The following is a 19,020-nucleotide window of genomic DNA, read 5'->3' as shown; positions in this document are numbered from 1 at the left end:
CCCCCCGACACACCCCCCCCCCCCCCCCCCCCCCCCCCCCCTCCACCCCCCCCCCCCCCCCCCCCCCCCCCCCCCCCCCCCCCCCCCTCTCCCCCCCGGGCCGGGCGTCACTTCTGGCGTCCGCCGTTGCCGGTGTGCTCCCTGTCGCGGCGCGGCGGACCGACCGGACCGCGGCGGATCGCACCGGGCGCGTTCCAGTCCGCGCGGCGCCTGGCACGCGCCTTGGCGACCTCGGAGGACTCCAGTTGCCAGGGCACCGAGGTGACCATCACACCGGGGGTGAACAGCAGCCGCCCCTTGAGCCGCAGCGCGCTCTGGTTGTGCAGCACGTGCTCGTACCAGTGGCCGACCACGTACTCCGGGATGTAGATGCTGACCACATCGCGCGGACTGCTGCGGCGCAGGCCCCGTACGTACTCGATGATCGGCCGGGTGATCTCGCGGTACGGCGAGTCGAGGACCTTCAGCGGTACGTCGATGCCGCGGCGCTGCCATTCGGTCTGGAGCGCCTTGGTGTCGTCGGGGTCGACGTTGATGCTGAGCGCCTCCAGGGTGTCGGAGCGCATCAGCTTGGCGTAGGACAACGCCCGCAGGGTGGGCTTGTGCAGCTTGGAGACCAGCACGATGGAGTGCACGCGCGACGGGCGCACGTAGTCGTCGCCCGGCTCGTCCTCGGCGGCGATCTCGTCCGCGACCCGCGTGTAGTGGCCGCGGATGGCGGTCATCAGCGCGTAGAAGGCGATCATGCCGAGCACCGCGACCCAGGCGCCGTGGGTGAACTTCGTCAGCAGCACGATGACGAGCACCAGGCCGGTGAGGAAGGCGCCGAAGGTGTTGATGGCGCGGGAGCGGTGCATGTGGCGGCGCTTGGCCGGGTCGGTCTCGGTGCGAAGGTGCCGGTTCCAGTGCCGGACCATGCCGGTCTGGCTGAGCGTGAAGGAGACGAAGACCCCGACGATGTAGAGCTGGATCAGCCGGGTGGAGTCCGCGCCGTAGATGTAGACGAGGACGGCGGCGAAGCCCGCGAGCAGCACGATGCCGTTGGAGAAGGCGAGCCGGTCGCCGCGGGTGTGGAGCTGGCGCGGCAGGTAGCGGTCCTGGGCGAGGATCGAGCCGAGGACCGGGAAGCCGTTGTACGCGGTGTTCGCCGCGAGGAAGAGCACGAGCGCGGTGACGGCGGCCAGGAAGATGAACGGGATCGAATTGTGGCCGAAGACCGCCTCGGCGACCTGCGCGATCACCGGGTCCTGCGTATAGCCGGAGCCGACCGGGACGCCGTTGTTCAGCAGGTCGGTCGCCGGGTTGGAGGCCATGTGCACCTTGGTGTTCATGGCCAGCGCGATGATGCCGCAGAACATGGTGACGGCCAGCAGGCCCATCGCGGCGAGCGTGGTCGCGGCGTTCTTGGACTTGGGCTTCTTGAACGCCGGGACGCCGTTGCTGATCGCCTCGACGCCGGTGAGCGCGGCGCAGCCGGAGGAGAAGGCGCGCAGCAGCAGGAAGATCAGCGCGAAGCCGCCGATGCCCGAGGTCTCGGCGTGGATGGTGTAGTGCGCGGTGGGCGCCTGCATGTCGTGTCCGGTGGCGATCTTGAAGGTGCCCCAGGCGATCATGCAGAAGACGCCGACGACGAACGCGTAGGTCGGGATGGCGAAGATGCTCCCGGACTCGCGCACCCCGCGAAGGTTCATGACCATCAGCAGGAAGATCATGCCGACCGCGCCGAGCACCTTGTGGTCGGCGAAGAAGGGGACGGCGGAACCGAGGTTCTCGATTCCGGAGGCGACGGAGACGGCGACGGTCAGGACGTAGTCGACGAGCAGCGCGCTGGCGACGGTGAGTCCGGCCTTGGGCCCCAGGTTGGTGGTGGCGACCTCGTAGTCGCCGCCGCCGGAGGGGTAGGCGTGGACGTTCTGCCGGTAGGAGGCCACCACTGTGAACATCAGCACGACGACCGCGACGGCGATCCACGGGCTGAAGTGGTAGGCCGAGGCCCCCGCGATGGACAGGACGAGCAGGACCTCGCCCGGCGCGTACGCGACGGAGGACAACGGGTCGGAGGCGAAGACGGGTAGCGCGAGCCGCTTGGGGAGGAGCGTTTCCCCCAGCTTGTCGCTGCGTAGCGCCCGGCCGATCAGGATCCGTTTCGGCAGGTCGGTCAGTTTGGACACCCCGCGATGTTAAGGGATCGTCAATACGGGCGCTCCCCCCACTGCCCTAAGGACTGTGGGGGACTTGGTGACGGGCGGGGTACGGCTTCGGTGGGGAAGTTGTGCGTCCGGTCGGCGCAACCTTCTCGCCCGCCGCACGCGTGTGTAGCTTTGGCCGCGGTCTGAGACGCTTGTGCTGACCAACAGTGCTCCGCGGGGCTCCACAAGAGCCCGGCCACAAACGTTTGACAGCCGGAAGGACGGTCGTGCACGTCGTGATTATGGGATGCGGGCGAGTGGGCTCCACTCTCGCGCACTCCCTCGAACAGCAAGGTCATACGGTCGCGGTGATCGACCAGGACCCGACGGCCTTCCGCCGCCTGGGCTCCGGGTTCGGCGGGCGCCGGGTGACCGGAGTCGGGTTCGACCAGGACACGCTGCGCGAAGCCGGAATCGAGGAGGCGGGAGCCTTCGCGGCGGTCAGCAGCGGCGACAACTCCAACATCATCGCGGCCCGGGTGGCCCGCGAGATGTTCGGCATCGAGAACGTGGCGGCCCGGATCTACGACCCGCGCCGTGCCGAGGTGTACCAGCGCCTGGGCATCCCCACCGTGGCCACCGTGCGGTGGACGTCCGACCAGATGATGCGGCGGCTGCTGCCGTCCGGTGCCGAGCCGCTGTGGCGCGACCCGAGCGGCGGCGTACAGCTCGCCGAGGTGCACACGTCGGTCGCGTGGATCGGGCACAAGATCAGCACGCTCCAGGAGGAGACCGGCGTCCGTGTGGCGTTCCTCACCAGGCTGGGCGAGGCGATGGTGCCGACGTCCCAGACCGTCCTCCAGGAGGGCGACCTGGTGCACGTGATGATGCGGACCGACGGGGTCGCCGAGGTCGAGGCGGCATTCGCCAAGGGTCCCGAGGAGGCGCGCTGATGAGGGTCGCCATTGCCGGGGCGGGGGCCGTCGGCCGGTCCATCGCCGGCGAGCTGCTGGAGAACGGGCACGAGGTGCTGCTCGTCGACAAGAACCCCACCTCCATCTCCGTGGAGCGGGTCCCGCAGGCGGAGTGGCTGCTGGCCGACGCCTGCGAGATCACCTCGCTGGACGAGGCCGCGCTCCAGCGCTGCAACGTGGTCATCGCCGCCACCGGTGACGACAAGGTCAATCTGGTGGTCTCGCTGCTGGCGAAGACCGAGTACGGGGTCCCCCGGGTGGTCGCCCGGGTCAACAACCCCAAGAACGAATGGCTGTTCAACGAGTCGTGGGGCGTGGACGTGGCCGTCTCCACCCCGCGGCTGATGTCGGCGCTGGTCGAGGAGGCCGTGAGCGTCGGCGATCTCGTACGGCTGCTGCGCTTCAGCCAGGGCGACGCGAATCTGGTGGAGCTGACGCTGCCGGAGGAGGCCGCGCTGGTCGGCACCAGGGTCGGCGACGTGGAGTGGCCGCAGGACACCTCGCTGGTCACGATCATCCGCGGCAACCGGGTGCTGACGCCGTCCAAGGACGACGCGTTGGAGGCCGGTGACGAGCTGCTGTTCGTGGCCGCGCCGCACCGGGAGGAGCAGTTGGAGGATCTGCTGTCGCTCCAGGGCGACGGCGGCGCCGCCACGGAGTAGTCGCTCCTTGACGACCCGCGAAAAAGGGTGCGGGGCCGGGGCCCGGGGGGGGGCGGGGGAACCCCCCCTCTCCTTCCCTCCCGGCGCATGGGGGCAGGGATGGGGTGGTTTGTGGGCTTTCCCCCCCTTCGCCCTCCCCCCCCAGCAGAAACCCCCGGTGCCCCACCCAGCCCCCCCCCCCCCCCCCCCCCCCCCCCCCCACAACCACCCCCCCCCCCCCCCCCCCCCCCCCCCCCCCCCCCCCCCGCCCCCTTTCGCATGCCGTACGGACGCGCGGGTCAGGGCCTGGCGTGCTTGGCGGACTTCCCCGTCGTGCCCGTCCGCTCGGCCTTTTCCGTGTTTTCTGCCGTTCCGGCCTTTTCGGCTTTTTCGGCTTTTTCGGCCTTCTCCGCGGCCTCGGCCGCCTCCATCTCCGCGATCACGTCGATCGGCGGCGGCGCCTTCACCAGGAAGATCCAGGTCAGGTACACCGACAGCAGGAACGGCGGGATGCCGAGCGCGACCTTGACCCAGCCGAGCTGCGTCGCGTTGCCCCACCAGTACAGCGGGAAGAGGATCGCGGACTTGGCCAGCAGGATCAGGCCCCAGGCCCAGCTCGCCTTGGTGTACGCGCGCAGCCGTCCGGGATTCCGCTTCCGCCAGGACAGGTTCTCCTTGAAGATCGGCCCGAGGATCAGGCCGAGCAGCGGGAAGCCCGCGGCGGCGGAGACCAGATACGCGACGGCCAGGCCGAGCGTGTAGAGCATGCCGGGCAGATAGAAGTTCTTCGCGTTGCCCGACATCATGGCGAAGACCGCGCCGAAGGCGACGCCGAAGACCCCGCTGAAGGCGTGCTTGAGGGTGTCCTTGCGGGCCAGCCGCGCCACGCCCATCAGCACCGACAGCGCGAGGGCGGCGATGGCCGAGCTCTTGAGGTCCTTGTTGACCGTGTAGATCGCGACGAAGACCAGGCCGGGCACGGTGGTCTCCACCATGCCGCGCAGCCCGCCGAAGGCGTCGAAGAGCGCGGCCTCGGTGACCGCCCGCGACTCGTCGGTGATCCCGCCCGCGGCCTCGCCGGTGACCTCGTCGGTCCCTGTACCGTCCGTGCTCCCGCCGGGCGGCCGGGAATCCGCGCGGACCGTCTGATCCGTGTTGTCGATCGACGCCACCTGTTACTCCTGTCCGACCGGACGCAGTTCGTACTTGGGGTTGAACAGCACCGGACGACCCCGGTTCATGGAGATCCGGCCGGAGGCGATGATCCGACGGCCGGGTTCGATACCGCTGATACTGCGGCGGCCGAGCCAGACCACGTCCAGCGCGGCGGACCCGTCGAAGAGTTCCGCCTCCAGCGCGGGCACACCGGCCCGGGGACGGAGGGTGACCGTACGCAGCGTACCGGTGACGGACACTATCTGGCGGTCGGAGCAGTCGCAGATCCTCGTGCAGCCGACGGCCAGGGCGTCCTTCTGCAGCTCCTCGGAGTGCAGCTCCTCCTGCGAGGAGGACAGGCGGTCGAGCATGCGGCGGAAACGTCCCGCGGGTCGGTCCGAACGGATGGCACCACTCATATTCCCCAGGGTACCGGCCAGTCAGAGCCCGGTCATTGCCCCGAAGGGGCGGCTCCGGGAGAGCCGGGTCACTGCCGGACCGGGTCGCCACCGGACCGGGTCGCCACCGGAAGCCCGGTCACTGCTCGAAGCGGTACCCCATGCCCGGTTCGGTGATGAAGTGCCGGGGGCGGGCCGGGTCGGCCTCCAGCTTGCGGCGCAGCTGCGCCATGTAGACCCGCAGGTAGTTGCTCTCGGTGCCGTAGGCGGGCCCCCAGACCTCCTGGAGGAGCTGCTTCTGGCTGACCAGCCGGCCGGGGCTGCGTACCAGCACCTCCAGCAGGTGCCACTCGGTCGGGGTGAGGCGTACGTCCGCGCCGTCCCTGTTGACCTTCTTCGCCGCCAGGTCGACGGTGAAGGACTCGGTCTCGATGACGGCGGCGTCGTCGTCGGGTCCGGTGGGCGTGGCGCGGCGGACCGCGGCGCGCAGCCGGGCCAGCAGCTCGTCCATGCCGAACGGCTTGGTGACATAGTCGTCGGCGCCCGCGTCCAGCGCCTCCACCTTCTCGTCGGACGCCTGCCGGGCGGACAGCACGATGATCGGCACGCGGGTCCAGCCGCGCAGGCCGCGGATCACCTCGACGCCGTCCATGTCGGGCAGCCCGAGGTCGAGGACGACCACGTCGGGGTGGCGGGCGGCGGCGACCCGCAGCGCGGTGGCGCCGTCGTGCGCGGCGTCGACCTCATAGGCGCGGGCCCGCAGATTGATGACGAGGGCGCGGACGATCTGCGGCTCGTCGTCCACCACGAGCACCCGGTACATGTGCGTCCTCTTCTGTTCGCTCTTCTGTTCGATCTTCTGTGCGCTCTTCTGTTCGGTCATGAGACGGCCGTGGCGGGCCGGTCGGGAACGCCGGGCGCTGCGGGGGCCCCGTGCGCGGCGGGCAGCGTCAGCACCATCGTGAGGCCGCCGCCGGGTGTGTCCTCGGCGACCAGTGTCCCGCCCATCGCCTCGACGAAGCCGCGCGCCACCGCGAGGCCGAGGCCGACGCCGTTGCCGCGCGGCGCGTCCCCGTACCGCTGGAACGGCTCGAAGATGTGGTCCCTGGCGCTCTCGGGGACGCCGGGGCCGCGGTCGACCACGCGCAGTTCGACGCGGTGGCCGAGCGCGCTGGCGGCGACCAGCACCTTCTCGTCCTCCGGGCTGTACTTGACGGCGTTCTCGACGACGTTGGCGACGCTGCGCTCCAGCAGGCCGGGGTCGACGGCGACCATCGGGAGCGTTTCGGGGATGTCGAGGGCGACGCTCTGCTCGGGGACGCCGCCGAGCGCCATCGGCACCACCTCGTCCAGGTCGAGTTCGCGGATCAGCGGGGAGACGGTGCCGGTCTGGAGCCGTGACATGTCCAGGAGGTTGCCCACCAGGTGGTCCAGGCGGTCGGCGCCGTCCTCGATCCCGGCCAGCAGTTCCGCCTCGTCCTCAGGCGACCAGGCGACGTCCGCGGAGCGCAGCGAGGACACCGACGCCTTGATCCCGGCGAGCGGGGTGCGCAGGTCGTGCGAGACGGCGGCCAGCAGGGCCGTACGTATCCGGTTGCCCTCGGCCAGCTCCCTGGCTTTGGCCGCCTCGTCGGTCAGCCGCTTGCGGTCCAGCACCACGGCGGCCTGCGCGGCGAACGCCGACAGCACGCGGCGGTCGGAGGCGGGCAGGACGCGGCCGGTGAGCGCGAGGGTGAGCCGGTCGTTGACGGGCACCTCCACGTCGGCGTCCTCGGGCCGTACGCAGGGGGTGCTGCCGACGCTCGCGGCGCAGTGCCAGGCCGCGTGCTCGTCGTCCCGTTCCAGCAGCACCACGGCGTCCATGCCGAAGGTCTCCCTGACCCGTTCCAGCAGCGCTTCGAGCGAGCTCTCGCCGCGCAGGACGCTGCCCGCCAGGTACGACAGGATCTCGGCCTCCGCGCGCAGCCGCGCGGCCTGCTGGGTGCGGCGGGCGGCCAGGTCCACCACGGAGGCGACGGCGGCGCCGACGACGATGAAGATCGCGATGGCGATGATGTTCTCTGGCTGGGCGATGGTGAAGGAGTGCGTCGGCGGCGTGAAGTAGTAGTTGAGCAGCAGCGAGCCGACCAGGGCCGCGGCCAGCGCGGGCAGCAGTCCGCCGATCAGGGCCGCGGCGACCGTCATGGTCAGGAAGACCAGCATCTCGGTGGCCTGGCTCATGCCGGGGTGCCAGCGGGTGAGCAGCACCGCGAGCAGTACGGGGCCCGCGACGCCGGTCAGCCAGCCCGCCACGACCCTGGAGCGGCCGAGTTTCGCGCCCCGCGCGGAGGGCAGCCCGCGGCCCTTGGCGGCGTGCTCGTGGGTGACGATGTGGACGTCGATGTCGCCGGAGTCGCGGGCCACGGTGCTGCCGACGCCCGGCCCGAACACGTACTGCCACGCCTTGCGGCGGCTCGTGCCGAGCACGATCTGGGTGGCGTCGACGCCGCGCGCGAAGTCCAGCAGCGCGTCCGGCACGTCGTCGCCGATGACGTGGTGGAAGGATCCGCCCAGGTCCTCGACCAGGGCCCGCTGGACGGCCAGTTCCTTGGCCGAGCCGGACACCAGGCCGTCGCTGCGCACGATGTGCACGGCCAGGATCTCGCTGCCCGAGCCCTTGGCGGCCATCCTGGCCGCCCGGCGCAGCAGCGTGCGGCCCTCGGGGCCGCCGGTCAGGCCGACCACGATCCGCTCCCTGGCCTGCCACGCGGCCGATATCCGGTGGTCGGCCCGGTACTGCTGGAGATATTCGTCGACCCGGTCCGCGGTCCACAGCAGCGCCAGCTCGCGCAGCGCGGTCAGATTGCCGGGGCGGAAGTAGTTGGACAGCGCCGCGTCGACCCGGTCGGGGGCGTAGATGTTGCCGTGCGCCATCCGGCGGCGCAGCGCCTGGGGCGACATGTCGACCAGCTCTATCTGGTCGGCCCTGCGCACCACCTCGTCCGGCACCGTCTCGCGCTGCTTCACCCCGGTGATGGACTCCACCACGTCACCGAGTGACTCCAGGTGCTGGATGTTGACGTTCGAGACGACGTGGATCCCGGCCTTCAGCAGCTCCTCGACGTCCTGCCACCGCTTCGCGTTCCGCGACCCCGGCACATTGGTGTGCGCCAGCTCGTCGACCAGCACCACCTCGGGCGCCCGCTCCAGCACCGCGTCCACGTCCATCTCCGTGAACACGGTCCCCCGGTAGTCGATCTCCTTGCGCCGGATCTCCTCCAGGCCCGCCAGCATCACCTCGGTCCGCGGCCTCCTGTGGTGCTCCACGTACCCGACCACCACGTCCGTACCGCGCTCCGCACGCCGATGCGCCTCCGACAACATGGCGTAGGTCTTCCCCACACCAGGTGCCGCCCCCAGATAAATGCGCAGCTTCCCGCGTGCCATGTCTCCATCGTCCCGCTCCGCCGCCCCCTTCGCCCGGACGGCCCGGCAGGCGCACCCTCCGACTCTAGAACCGCGCAACGGGATATTCCGGGCGCGCGGCCACCGCCGGGGCGACCTTGACGGCGTCTTGACGCCCCGAGCGGGACCGGGCCGTTGCCGCGAGCGTGACCCGGAGAACGCTGCGCCGGGCGCGGACTTCGCGCCGTCGCGGCCCGTTCGCTCCCCCCGGGTCCCAAGACCGCCCGTCCCCCGGCCTGCCGGGCAAGGTTTCGGCAAGGGTTTGGCAAGCCTTCCGCCAGACGCCCCGGGCAAGCCGCTTCCTGCGGCCGGGCACCGGTCGCAGGAGAGAAGACTCACTTCGGGGGGTTTCACCCATGTCAGCGGTAGACGGGCTTACCGGCCCGGCCATACGCGATCCCGGACGGTGGTCCACACTGTCCGACTGCAAGCGAGTCCTGGTCGTGGTGCACACCGTGGTGTACGGGCAGCGGCTCAAGGACGTGTTCGAACTGCTCCGCTCCGATCTGCGGATCCACGTACGCTTCACCATCGCCCCGCACGCCTTCAACCCGGGTGTCGGCGCCTTCCTGACGGCGCTGGACGCCCAGGTGCTGCCCTGGTCCGAGGCGGTGACCGAGGAGTACGACCTGGTGCTGGCCGCGGGCTCCCAAGGCCTTGAACAGTTGCGCGGCCCCCTGCTGCGGATCCCGCACGGCGCGGGTCACATGAAGCTGTCCGGGCCGTCCGGCGCGGCTCGGCGCGGCGTCAGCGGTCTGGCCAGGGACTTCCTGATGATCGGCGACCGCGTGGTCCCGGCCGCGTACGCCCTCGCCCACCGAGACGACCTGGCGCTGCTGTCGCGGTCCTGCCCCGAGGCGCTGCCCATCGCCGAGGTGGTCGGGGACGCCTCGTACGACCGGATCGCGCGCAGCCTGGGGCGCCGGGACGAGTACCGCAGGGCGCTGGGCCTGCGGGACGGGGAGAAGCTGGTGCTGGTCTGTTCCACCTGGGGCCTCGGGTCGAGCTTCAACCGGCTGGAGGCACTGCTGCCGCGGGTGCTCGCCGACCTGGACCCGGCGGACGGCTTCCGTACGTATCTGCTGCTGCACCCCAACGCCTGGGCGGGCCACGGCGGATGGCAGGTGCGCGCGTGGCTGGCGGGCGACGGCCGGCAGGCCGTTCAGCCGATCGCGCCCGATGTCGACTGGCGTCCGCTGCTGGTCGCGGCGGACGCGGTGATCGGCGACCACGGCTCGCTGACGCTGTACGCGGCGATGTGCGACGTCCCGATCGTGATGGCCCGCTTTCCCGGTCAGGACGTCAATCCGCACTCGCCGGGAGCGGCGCTGGCGGCCCTCGCGCCGGCGATCTCCCTGACGCATTCGCTGTCGCGGCAGCTCCGTTACGCGCGCGACCACTACGACCGGCGCGCGTACCGCAGGATCGCCGCGCGGATCTCCTCGGAGCCGGGCCGCTTCAACGGCCGGATGCGGCAGTTGATGTACCGGCTGCTGGAGCTGGGCGAGCCCGCCCACGAGCCGGAGACGCGGGAACTGGATCTCCCCGACCCGCTGCCGCCGCCCGTGGCATCGGCCGAGGGCGGCGGGTCACCGTGAGCCGGGATTCCGGGCACGCCGTGCCGGGGTGCCGCGAGGTCCGGGTGGAACTGCTGGTGGGCGGTGACGGGGCGCCGTTCGGGGGCGCCTTCGCCGACGAGCACCTGAGCGTCCGCTGGGACGACGCCCGTTGCGTGCCCTGGCGGGACAGCGCCGACGTGCTGTGGCACGGTCTGCCGCTGCCCTCCCGGGCCGTCGCGCTCGCCTGGACGCGGCGGGTGTTCCGCCGTCATCCCGGCGTCCTGGCGGTCTGCGCGGGATACGGCGGCGGGGGCTCCGCGTGGCTCGCCGCCGTCACCGGCGCTCCCCCGCTGACGGTGTACGCGTCCGGGCCCCCGGGCGGGTGCGGGACAGTCGGCGGGGGCGCCGCCACGGCCGCCGTCGGGTCGCTCCTGCACGCGTGCGCCGCTGCCCGGCTGCCGCTGAACCGTCCACTGCTGGTCGCGGCGGCCTCACGAGGTCCCGGCGGGGCCGGCCGGTGGGCCGTTCACCTCGTGCCGGAGCCGACGGGCGGATCCGGCTCGGGTGCCGTACCCGGTCCGGCGTCCAGCTCCGCGATCCGGGCCGTGACCCGGTCCGTGTCGGAGGCCCCGACGCTCTCGTAGAGCGCGACCGACCGCTCGTACGCACGCCTCGCGTCGTCCGGGCGGTCTGCCCGCTGGAGCACCACACCGAGCATGTCCAGGCTGTACGCCTCCCAGTGGACCGAACCGCGTGCCTCGAATTCCGCGGCTGCCTGCCGCAGACAGGTCTCGGCCTCACCGGTCCTGCCCGCCTCCCCGAGCGCGCGGCCGAGCAGCGCCAGCGCCCGGTTCGCCTCGTACGCGTCGGGCAGTGCCAGCAGGTCGGCCCGCGCCTGGCGCAGCGCCGCGACGGCGGCTTCCGGACGGCCGGCCAGCCGGGCGGTGTCGCCGAGGGACATCCGGGAGAGCGCGGCGCCGCGGACGTAGCCGATCTCCTCGCGCAGCCGCAGGGCCCGGCCGAACCAGTCCGCCGCTTCGTCGAGCCGCCGGGCGTAGTGGTGGGACTGGCCGAGGCCGTGGAGTGCCTGGGCCTCGCCGAGCCGGTCCCCCGCCGACCGCGCCAGGTCGAGCGCCTGGCCGAACCACACGATCGCCTCGTCCGTGGCGCCGGAGTCGCACAGACCGGTGGCACCGGAGGTCAGCATCCGCAGTTCGCCCGGCGTGTGCCCGGCGCGGCGGGCCGCCTCCAGGCCGAGGCGGTGCGCCTCGACCCACAGCGCGTAGGGCCTGAGCCGCAGCCACAGCGGCCACAGGGCGTCCACCAGTTGCCAGCACAGGCCGTCCCAGCCGCGCGCGGCGGACAGCCGCACCGCCGTCATGAGGTGGTGCTGCTCGGCCGCCAGCCAGGCGAGCGCCCGCTTCTCCTCGGTGAAGGTGTGGGCCCGGTCGGGGGACAGCGCCGGGTAGTCGCGGTCCAAGGTGCGGTGGGACGGGCTGATCAGCTCCTCCGCGGCCGTCGCCGTCGCCAGGTACCACTCCAGCGCCCGGCGTACGGCGGCCGTACGGACCGGCTCCGGGTCGCGCGCCTCCGCGAGGCCGCGGGCGTGCAGGCGGACCAGGTCGTGGAAGCGGTGCCGTCCGCCCGCCGCCTCCTCCAACAGGCTGGCCTCGGCCAGCGTTTCCAGCAGCCGGTCGGCGACGGCCTCGTCGCGGCCGGTCGCGGCGGCGGCCAGCGGCAGGCCCACGTCGGCGAAGGGCAGTACGCCCAGCAGCCGGTACAACGCGGCGGCGTCCTCCGGCAGCAGGCGGTAGGACGCGTCGAGGGCGCTCTGCACGGCGGCTTCTTCTCCGATCCGCAGTTCCGCGAGGCTCTGCTCCCCGCGGTCGAGGGCTTCAGCCGTCGCCGCCAGCGGCTGGCCGGGGCGGGCCGCCATCCGTGCGGCGGCGACGCAGACGGCCAGGGCCAGGCCGCCGCAGGAGTCGATCACCCGGCGCACGGCCGCGGGCTCCGCCTCGGTCCGCAGGACGCCCACCCGCTGGGCGAGGATGTCCGCGGACGCCTCGGCGTCCAGCACCCCGACCGGGTGGAAGACCGCGCCCTCCAGCCCGAGACCGGTCAGCCTCCGCCTGCTGGTCACGACCACGACGCTCTGCTCGGAGCCCGGCAGCAGCGGCCTGACCTGGGCGGCGGAGATGGCGTTGTCGAGCATGAGGAGCAGGCGGCGGCTCGCGGTGACGGACCGCCACAGGGAGGCGAGTTCGGCCGGGTCGCCGGGGATCGCCGTCATCCCGAAGGCGCGCAGGAACATGCCCAGTGCCTCGGGAGGCGCCGCCGGGCCCTCTGGGGCGTGCCCCCGCAGGTCGACGTAGATCTGCCCGTCGGGGAAGTCCGCGGCGACGCTGCGCAGCCAGTACGCGGCCAGGGCCGTCTTGCCCACTCCCGCAGGCCCGTTGACGACGGCGACCAGGGGACCCGCGCGGAATTCGCCGCGCAGCATGGCGTCGAGATCCGCCAACTCCCGTGTCCTGCCGGACAGACGGCGAGGGGCGGGGATCAACTGCCGCGGAGTCGGCAACGCCACGGGCGCCGGAGCGGCGTGCCAGTGGACGTCGCCGATGGTGTGTCCCTGGACGACGCCTCCCCGGTGGTCGCCGCCGGTGACGGTGTTGACCAGGCGGTCGGCGGGCGGGGCGTGCGGCGCGTCGACCGCTGGGGGACCGGGGTGCCGGGGGCCGGCGGTGCCGGTGCTGTCGGCGGCCGTCGACGCGATCCACCGCGCCAGGCGTCGGCGGAGCGTGTCGCTGACGGCCGCGGCGGCGCTCAGCGTCCGCGCCGGATCGGCGGGGTCGGCCGGGGACGTCCCGTCGAGCGCGGTGGCGCTCTCCGCCGCGAGCAGGTCGACGGCCTCCCGCAGCAGTTCCTCCGCCGTCGTCCGCCCCGCCGCGTCCGCCCGCCGCAGCGCGGCCTCGACGTCCCCGCGACCGATCGCCTCCACAGCCGCTCTCCCCCGCTCTGCCGTCGGGCCGCGCGCAAACGCGGCCCTGCTGTCCCGCCGTCCGATGCCCGTGCTCGGTACTCCGTGCGCCTACGCCTCCTTCGGCCACCAGCCGGAGCCGTCCTGGTCGTCGCGGGCCAGGGAGCGCCTGATCCGGTCCGCCTCCAGCGGATTCAGCGGTTCGAAAAGGGCCAGGGCGTGCCGCCACAACGCGCGAGCCTCCTCCGCCCGTCCCTCGTCCCACAGCAGCCGGGCCAGTACGTCGGTGGCCAGCGCCTCCTCCTCGGGTGCCTGAATGCGCCGGGCGAGGGCCGCCGCGGCCTCCAAATGCATCCGCGCCTCGGGGAATTCACCGAGGGCGCGCTCCACGGTTCCGGTGCCGCGCAGGGCCGCCGCCTCTTCGTGACTGGCGCCGATCCCGCGGGCCAGACGCAGCGCGTCCTCGTGGTGGGCCTTCGCCTCCTGCCACAGGCCCGCGCCCAGCAGCACCTTGCCGAGCACATTGAGGGCGTGCGCCTCGTGCCGTACGCCCCCGGTGCGGCGGAAGGTGGTGAGGGCCGTCCTGCCCAGTTCCAGGGCCGCTTCCGGGTCGCCCAACTCCCCCAGTGCGACGGCCAGATTGGTCCTGATCACCGCCCGGTCGGTCTCGCTGAGCACGACCGCCCCGATCGCCAGGGCCTCCTTGAAGCAGGCACGGGCCGAGTCCGTGTCCCCGGTCCTGAGGTGGAATTCGGCCAGGTTGTTCACGAAGGTCGCCTGGAGTTCGACGTCACCGGCCTCGCGCACCGCCGCCAGCGCGGCGGTGAAGTTCTCCAGAGCGCCGCGATAGTCGCCCATGGAGAGGTGCACGATGCCGACGTTGTTCAGACTCCTGCCGCAGCCGCGGATGTCACCGGAGCGGCGCCGCAGCTCCAGGCACTCCTGGTGCAGCACCAGGCCCGCGTCGTATTCACCGACATGCCATTGCAGGACGCCGAGTTGCCCGAGCGCCTCCGCCGTCACGACGTCGTCCTCGCAGCCGCGGGCCAGGGCGAGGGCGCGCTCGACGGCCTCGGCCGACTGCGGGTAGCGGCTCACGCGGGCGTGGGCGGTGGCCAGGTCGAGCAGCGCGCGGGCCTCCGCCCGCGGCTGGTCGGCGGCCCGCCAGTGCGCGGCGGCGGCCTCGTGCATGGTCACGCCTTCCCGCCAGTAGCCCTCGGAGTCCGCCAGTTCGCCCAACGCGTGGGCCAGTTGAGCCGCCTGCCGGACGTGTCCCTGCTGGCGGAGGCCGCGTTCGACCGTCAGCGCGCCTTCGAGTTCGGCGCCGAGCCAGGTGCGGGCCGCGGCGGCGTCCGCCATACGGGGGACGCTCACCCGTCCCTGCGGTGCGAGTTGTCCCAGCCGGTTGCGGTGCGGGTGCAGCAGCCGGTCGGCGCGGTCGGCGGCCCGTAGCGCGTAGCCGCCCAACCGCCTCAGGGCCGCGTCACGTTCCTCCGCCGGCTCCTCCAGCCCCGCCAGCGTGGCGGCGAATTCGCCGAGCAGGTCGTGGAAGCGGTACCGCTCCGTCCGGGGCTCCTGGAGCAGGCAGTACTCGAGCAGGTCCTCGATGAGGCGTTCGGTGCGGTCCAGCGGTTCGCCGATGACCGCGGCGGCGGCGTACAGGCCGAAGTCGGGCCCGGGGTGCAGGCTGAGCCTGCGGAAGGCGGAGCGCTGCTCGGGGGTGAGCGCGTGGTACGACATCTCGAAGGCGACGGCCACTTCGCGGTATCCGTCGCGCAGTTCCTGGAGTCTGCCGGGGCTGCGGGACAGCCGCTCCATCAGATGGTCCAGGTCCCAGGAGGGTCTGGCCTTGAATCTGCTGGCCGTGATCTCGACGGCCAGCGGGAGCAGACCGCAGCGGGTCACGATGTCGGCGATCCGGTCGGTGTCCGTGGCGCGCTCCGGCCCGACCAGCCGCTGGAAGAGACCGACGGCGTCGTCGAGCGGCAGCACGTCCACGAACAGCGGGTGGGCGGCGGGCAGTTCGACCAGCCGGTGCCTGCTGGTGATCAGCACGAGCGAGGGTGAGCCGTCGGGCAGCAGCGGGAGCACCTGCCGTGTGCCGGCGGCGTCGTCCAGCACGATGACCGCGCGCTTTCCCGCCACGAGCGTCTGCCACTGCGCGGTGCGCGCCTGGAGGTCGGGGCGGATCTCCTGCGGCGGTACCTCGAAGCCCCGCAGCAGTGCGGCCAGCGCCTCCTCGGTGGTCAACGGCGACTGGGCGACGGAGTGTCCGCGAAGGTCCACGAAGACCGAGCCGTCGGGGAAGCTGTCGCCGAGCCGGTGGGCCGCGTGCAGGGCGAGGGTGCTCTTGCCGACGCCCGCCATGCCGGAGATGGCCTCGATGGCGATGACCCAGCCCGAGCCGCCCGACCGGTGCCCGGCCCGTAAGAGACGGCTGATCTCCTGTTCCCGGCCGACCAACTCCTGCCTTCGGCTGGGCAGATGGCGCGGCGCGGCCCGTACCGGCGGTGCGGTCACCTCGACGGGCTCGGCCGTCGGCGGCGCCGAGGGCCGCGGCGCGGGCGGGCGCAGGCCGGGGATGAGGTCGGGGAGCGCGGCCCGGCGCAGGATCTGTCCGTGCACCCGTGCCAGGGGCTCGCCCGGCTCGCTGCCGAGCTGGGCGCGGAAGAGGGTGCGGGCCCGCTGGTAGACGGCCAGCGACTCGGCATGCCGCCCGACCGCGTAGAGGGCGACCATCAACTGCCGTGCCAGGGTCTCGTCCAGTGGATGACGGCCCGTCAGCTCCGATGCCTCGGAGACGACATCGGCGAAGTGCCCGAGCCGTAAGCGCAGCGCCAGCCGGGTGTGCACCGTGGCGAGCCGCCGCTCGGCCATCATGTCCCGCGCCGACTGCGGCCAGATTCCCGGCAGTCCCGCCAGCGCCTCACCGATCCACAGCCCCTCGGCCGCGTCCAGGCCGTCCAGCGCCCGCGTGTCCTCCCCCGCTCGCGCGGCGACCGCCGCCTCCCGCGACAGCCGCACGAACCGGTGCCAGTCGACGCTCTCCGACTCCGCTTCCAGCGTGTACGTGTGCGCCCGCAGGGTGATCACCGCGGGCGGCTTGGAGCGCTGGGCCGTCGCCGCGCCGACCGTGCGCAGGGCGTGCCGCAGCCGCGAGATGTACGTGTGGAGGTTGGCGCGGGCCGTCTTGGGCGGTTCGTCGTCCCACAGCCGCCCGACGAGGACGTCCTGACTGACCGGGCGGCCGACGTCGAGAGCGAGCGACGCGAGCAGACAGCGTTCTCTGTCCGAACCGAGCCGTACGACCGAGCCTCGCGCCGATAACTCGACCGCGCCAAGAAGATGAACCTCCATCGTTGCCCCTCCGGCCGATGGGCACGCTCTGAAGAGTGAGCATGACACGACGGTGCGTCACGGGGCCATACCACCTCCGCGCTCACGCACGCGGGAAATCCCCGAAGGTTCGCTCGCGCGACGGCGCCTTCTGCTAAGTGCGGCCGGGCCGCGACGGGTTCACGCATCGCGTGCAGTTTTGCATATGCCTGAAGCAGGTGCCAATGACATATGTCTAAGATCAGCGCATTGGCCCTAGCTTGCGCGGTTGATGATCGTTCGGGCAGTCTCTCCCGCTGTACCTCAGCACCCTCATTTCTTCAACAGAACGAGGAACAAAGAGACATGAAGCAGTCACTTGCCGCCAAGGTCGTCGGCGTTGTGTGCGGTGTGGTCGCCTTCGCGGCCTTCGCCTCCATTTGTATCCCGTCCGTCATAGGCGGTTCGTCGGCCATGTTCTGACGGTCGACGCGCCCTCACGGCGCACACAGCGCGGCCCGCCCCGGCAGGTGCAGGGGCGGGCCGCGGCGCGTTGCGAGGGGGACGGGGGCTACGGCGGGCTCTGGAGGGTGAAGGGGGCGCCTTCGGGGTCGGTGAGGGTGGCGGTGCGGCCGTGGGGGGACGGGTGGGCGGGGTGGATGACGTGGCCGCCGAGGGCCGTGACGCGGGCGGCGGCGTCATCGACGTCCGCCACGGCGAAGTGGGTCGTCCAGTGGGCCCCTCGGTCGCGCGGGACGCGGGAGCCGACACCGTGGATCGCGGCGACAGGGTGGCCGCCGACGCGGAGCAGGACGTCGTCGGAGTCGGAAGCGGCGTCTTCGGCCTCGAGACCGAAGACGGCCTCGTAGAACTTGCCCACGAGCGACGCGTCCCGCGTCACCAACTCGCTCCAGGCGAGGGTGCCGGGCTCGCCGGTGGCCTCGGCGCCGCCGAGGAGTCCGCCCTGCCAGACACCGAAGACGGCGCCCGAGGGGTCGACGGCGAGGGCGAGCCGCCCTTCGTCGTTGACCTGGAGAGGGCCGATGCCGACGGTGCCCCCGCATTCGCGGACCAGTTCCGCGGTCTCGTCGACGTCGTCGGAGGCGAGCATCGTGGTCCAGGCGACCGGCCGGTGCGGCTCGGGCGCCCCCTCGCCGATACCCGCGATGCGGCGGCCGTCCAGCTCGGCGAGGGCGTACGTGCCCAGTTGGGGCGGTCCCGGTACGAACTCCCAGCCGAACAGCGCGCCGTAGAAACTCCGCGCAAGGTCGGCCCGGTGCGCCATGAGGCTGACCCAGCAAGGGGTGCCAGGTGAGCGACGGTTCGGTACCTCGGTCATGGCTACGGTCTCCTGGCGGGCAGCCGGCACGGCGTGCCCCGCCGGTCGGGAATGGTGTGGCACAGCCGATCGTCGCACCACCCGGAGCGGCGCGCGCCGTGACCGCGCCGCATTCATCCCCCTGGTGCCGCGCGGCAACCGAAATGTCATGTCGCTTCCGTTTCGCGGCCGTTGCCGTACGGTGTCCCGCCGTACGGCGGCTACGACCGGTCGACCACAATGTGCGTATGGAACCCCTCATCTCCGTGACCGAACTCGCTTCCGCCGCAGAGCGGGACGGCGTCACCGTGCTCGATGTGCGCTGGCAGCTCGGCGGCCCTCCCGGCCACCCCGCCTACCTCGAAGGCCACGTACCCGGCGCGCGGTACGTCGACCTGGACGCCGAACTGGCCGGGCCCGCCGGGGCCCGCGGACGGCACCCGCTGCCCGACCCCGAGGAGTTCGGCGCCGCCATGCGCCGGGCCGGGGTGAGCGGCGACCGGGACGTCGTCGTGTACGACAACTGGCAGGGCTGGGGCGCGGCCCGCGCCTGGTGGCTGCTGCGCTGGGCCGGGCACACCCGCGTGCGCGTCCTCGACGGCGGTCTCGCGGCCTGGACCGCGGCCGGACACCCGCTGAGCCGGGACGAACCCGCGGGGGGCGCGGGGGACTTCGTGCCCGCGACCGGCGCCCTGCCGCTGCTCGACGCGGCCGCGGCGGCCGACCTCGCCCGCCGCGGGGTGCTCCTCGACGCCCGCGCGCCCGAGCGCTACCGCGGCGACTCGGAGCCGATCGACCGCGTCGGCGGCCACATCCCCGGCGCCGTCAACGCACCCACCACGCAGAACACCGGCGCCGACGGCCGGTTGCTGCCCGCCGCCGAACTCACCGACCGCTTCACCGGGTTGGGCGCAGGGCCGGACACCGAAGTGGGCGTCTACTGCGGCTCGGGGGTCTCCGGCGCCCACGAAGTCCTCGCCCTCGCCGCGGCCGGAATCACGGCCGCGCTCTACGTCGGCTCCTGGAGCGAGTGGTCCGCCGACCCGGCCAACCCGGTCGCCACCGGCCCCCAGCCGGGCTGACCCCAGCGACACCCCCTACCAGGCCCGG

13 protein-coding genes are annotated in these 19,020 nt (G+C 72.7%); 5 read left to right on the top strand and 8 right to left on the bottom strand.

The features are described 5' to 3' along the window. Nucleotides 1-107: 107 nt before the first annotated feature. Nucleotides 108-2,171 carry an APC family permease gene (locus ACZ4EF_RS36140; protein WP_355338512.1) on the bottom strand — a complete coding sequence of 688 codons (2,064 nt, stop codon included), beginning with the start codon at nt 2,169-2,171 and terminating at the stop codon, nt 108-110. Nucleotides 2,172-2,416: 245 nt separating this feature from the next. On the opposite strand from ACZ4EF_RS36140, the gene ACZ4EF_RS36135 reads away from it, so the two are divergent. Then, the gene (locus ACZ4EF_RS36135; protein WP_355338509.1) at nt 2,417-3,082 is read left to right on the top strand and encodes a potassium channel family protein; all 666 of its coding nucleotides are present in this window, start codon (nt 2,417-2,419) and stop codon (nt 3,080-3,082) included. Beyond that, entirely contained in the window at nt 3,082-3,765 is a 684-nt protein-coding gene (locus ACZ4EF_RS36130; RefSeq protein ID WP_391119985.1) for a potassium channel family protein, read from the top strand. The genes ACZ4EF_RS36135 and ACZ4EF_RS36130 overlap by 1 nt, the downstream gene beginning before the upstream one ends. Nucleotides 3,766-4,043: 278 nt before the next feature. Here the strand turns inward: ACZ4EF_RS36130 and ACZ4EF_RS36125 are convergent, their stop codons facing one another. The 4 genes from ACZ4EF_RS36125 to ACZ4EF_RS36110 form a co-directional block, all read right to left on the bottom strand. After that, nucleotides 4,044-4,805, bottom strand: a complete 762-nt coding sequence (locus ACZ4EF_RS36125) for a DUF3159 domain-containing protein (protein ID WP_467508423.1) — start codon at nt 4,803-4,805, stop codon at nt 4,044-4,046. A gap of 114 nt (nt 4,806-4,919) precedes the next feature. Continuing rightward, the gene (locus tag ACZ4EF_RS36120) at nt 4,920-5,318 is read right to left on the bottom strand and encodes an OB-fold nucleic acid binding domain-containing protein (RefSeq protein WP_188282613.1); all 399 of its coding nucleotides are present in this window, start codon (nt 5,316-5,318) and stop codon (nt 4,920-4,922) included. 118 nt (nt 5,319-5,436) lie between these two features. Next, complete coding sequence (locus ACZ4EF_RS36115) at nt 5,437-6,120, bottom strand: response regulator (RefSeq protein WP_188282663.1); 684 nt, start codon at nt 6,118-6,120, stop codon at nt 5,437-5,439. Between the two features lie 56 nt (nt 6,121-6,176). Beyond that, nucleotides 6,177-8,723, bottom strand: a complete 2,547-nt coding sequence (locus ACZ4EF_RS36110) for a DUF4118 domain-containing protein (RefSeq protein WP_402711717.1) — start codon at nt 8,721-8,723, stop codon at nt 6,177-6,179. Between the two features lie 374 nt (nt 8,724-9,097). On the opposite strand from ACZ4EF_RS36110, the gene ACZ4EF_RS36105 reads away from it, so the two are divergent. After that, on the top strand, nt 9,098-10,339 hold the full coding sequence (locus ACZ4EF_RS36105) for a hypothetical protein (RefSeq protein ID WP_467508420.1): 1,242 nt from the start codon (nt 9,098-9,100) through the stop codon (nt 10,337-10,339). Beyond that, nucleotides 10,336-10,944 carry a hypothetical protein gene (locus tag ACZ4EF_RS36100; protein ID WP_467508418.1) on the top strand — a complete coding sequence of 203 codons (609 nt, stop codon included), beginning with the start codon at nt 10,336-10,338 and terminating at the stop codon, nt 10,942-10,944. Before ACZ4EF_RS36105 ends, ACZ4EF_RS36100 begins: the two co-directional genes overlap by 4 nt. On the opposite strand, the gene ACZ4EF_RS36095 is transcribed toward ACZ4EF_RS36100, so the two are convergent. The 3 genes from ACZ4EF_RS36095 to ACZ4EF_RS36085 all read right to left on the bottom strand — a co-directional run bounded on the left by ACZ4EF_RS36095 (nt 10,827) and on the right by ACZ4EF_RS36085 (nt 17,931). Continuing rightward, nucleotides 10,827-13,298: an ATP-binding protein gene (locus ACZ4EF_RS36095; protein ID WP_467508416.1), complete on the bottom strand. Its 2,472-nt coding sequence runs from the start codon at nt 13,296-13,298 to the stop codon at nt 10,827-10,829. The two genes, ACZ4EF_RS36100 and ACZ4EF_RS36095, sit on opposite strands and share 118 nt — an antisense overlap. Before the next feature lie 90 nt (nt 13,299-13,388). Beyond that, nucleotides 13,389-16,634 carry an AfsR/SARP family transcriptional regulator gene (locus tag ACZ4EF_RS36090; protein ID WP_467508414.1) on the bottom strand — a complete coding sequence of 1,082 codons (3,246 nt, stop codon included), beginning with the start codon at nt 16,632-16,634 and terminating at the stop codon, nt 13,389-13,391. A 529-nt stretch (nt 16,635-17,163) separates the two neighbouring features. Further along, nucleotides 17,164-17,931, bottom strand: coding sequence for a VOC family protein (locus tag ACZ4EF_RS36085; protein ID WP_467508412.1), 768 nt, complete (start codon nt 17,929-17,931; stop codon nt 17,164-17,166). Nucleotides 17,932-18,158: 227 nt separating this feature from the next. Between ACZ4EF_RS36085 and ACZ4EF_RS36080 the strand changes: the two genes are divergently transcribed. Further along, complete coding sequence (locus ACZ4EF_RS36080) at nt 18,159-18,992, top strand: sulfurtransferase (protein ID WP_467508410.1); 834 nt, start codon at nt 18,159-18,161, stop codon at nt 18,990-18,992. The last annotated feature ends 28 nt before the right edge of the window (nt 18,993-19,020 follow it).

This window comes from Streptomyces sp. NPDC025721, from assembly GCF_055558595.1.
This window is presented reverse-complemented; position numbering and strand designations above follow the sequence as displayed.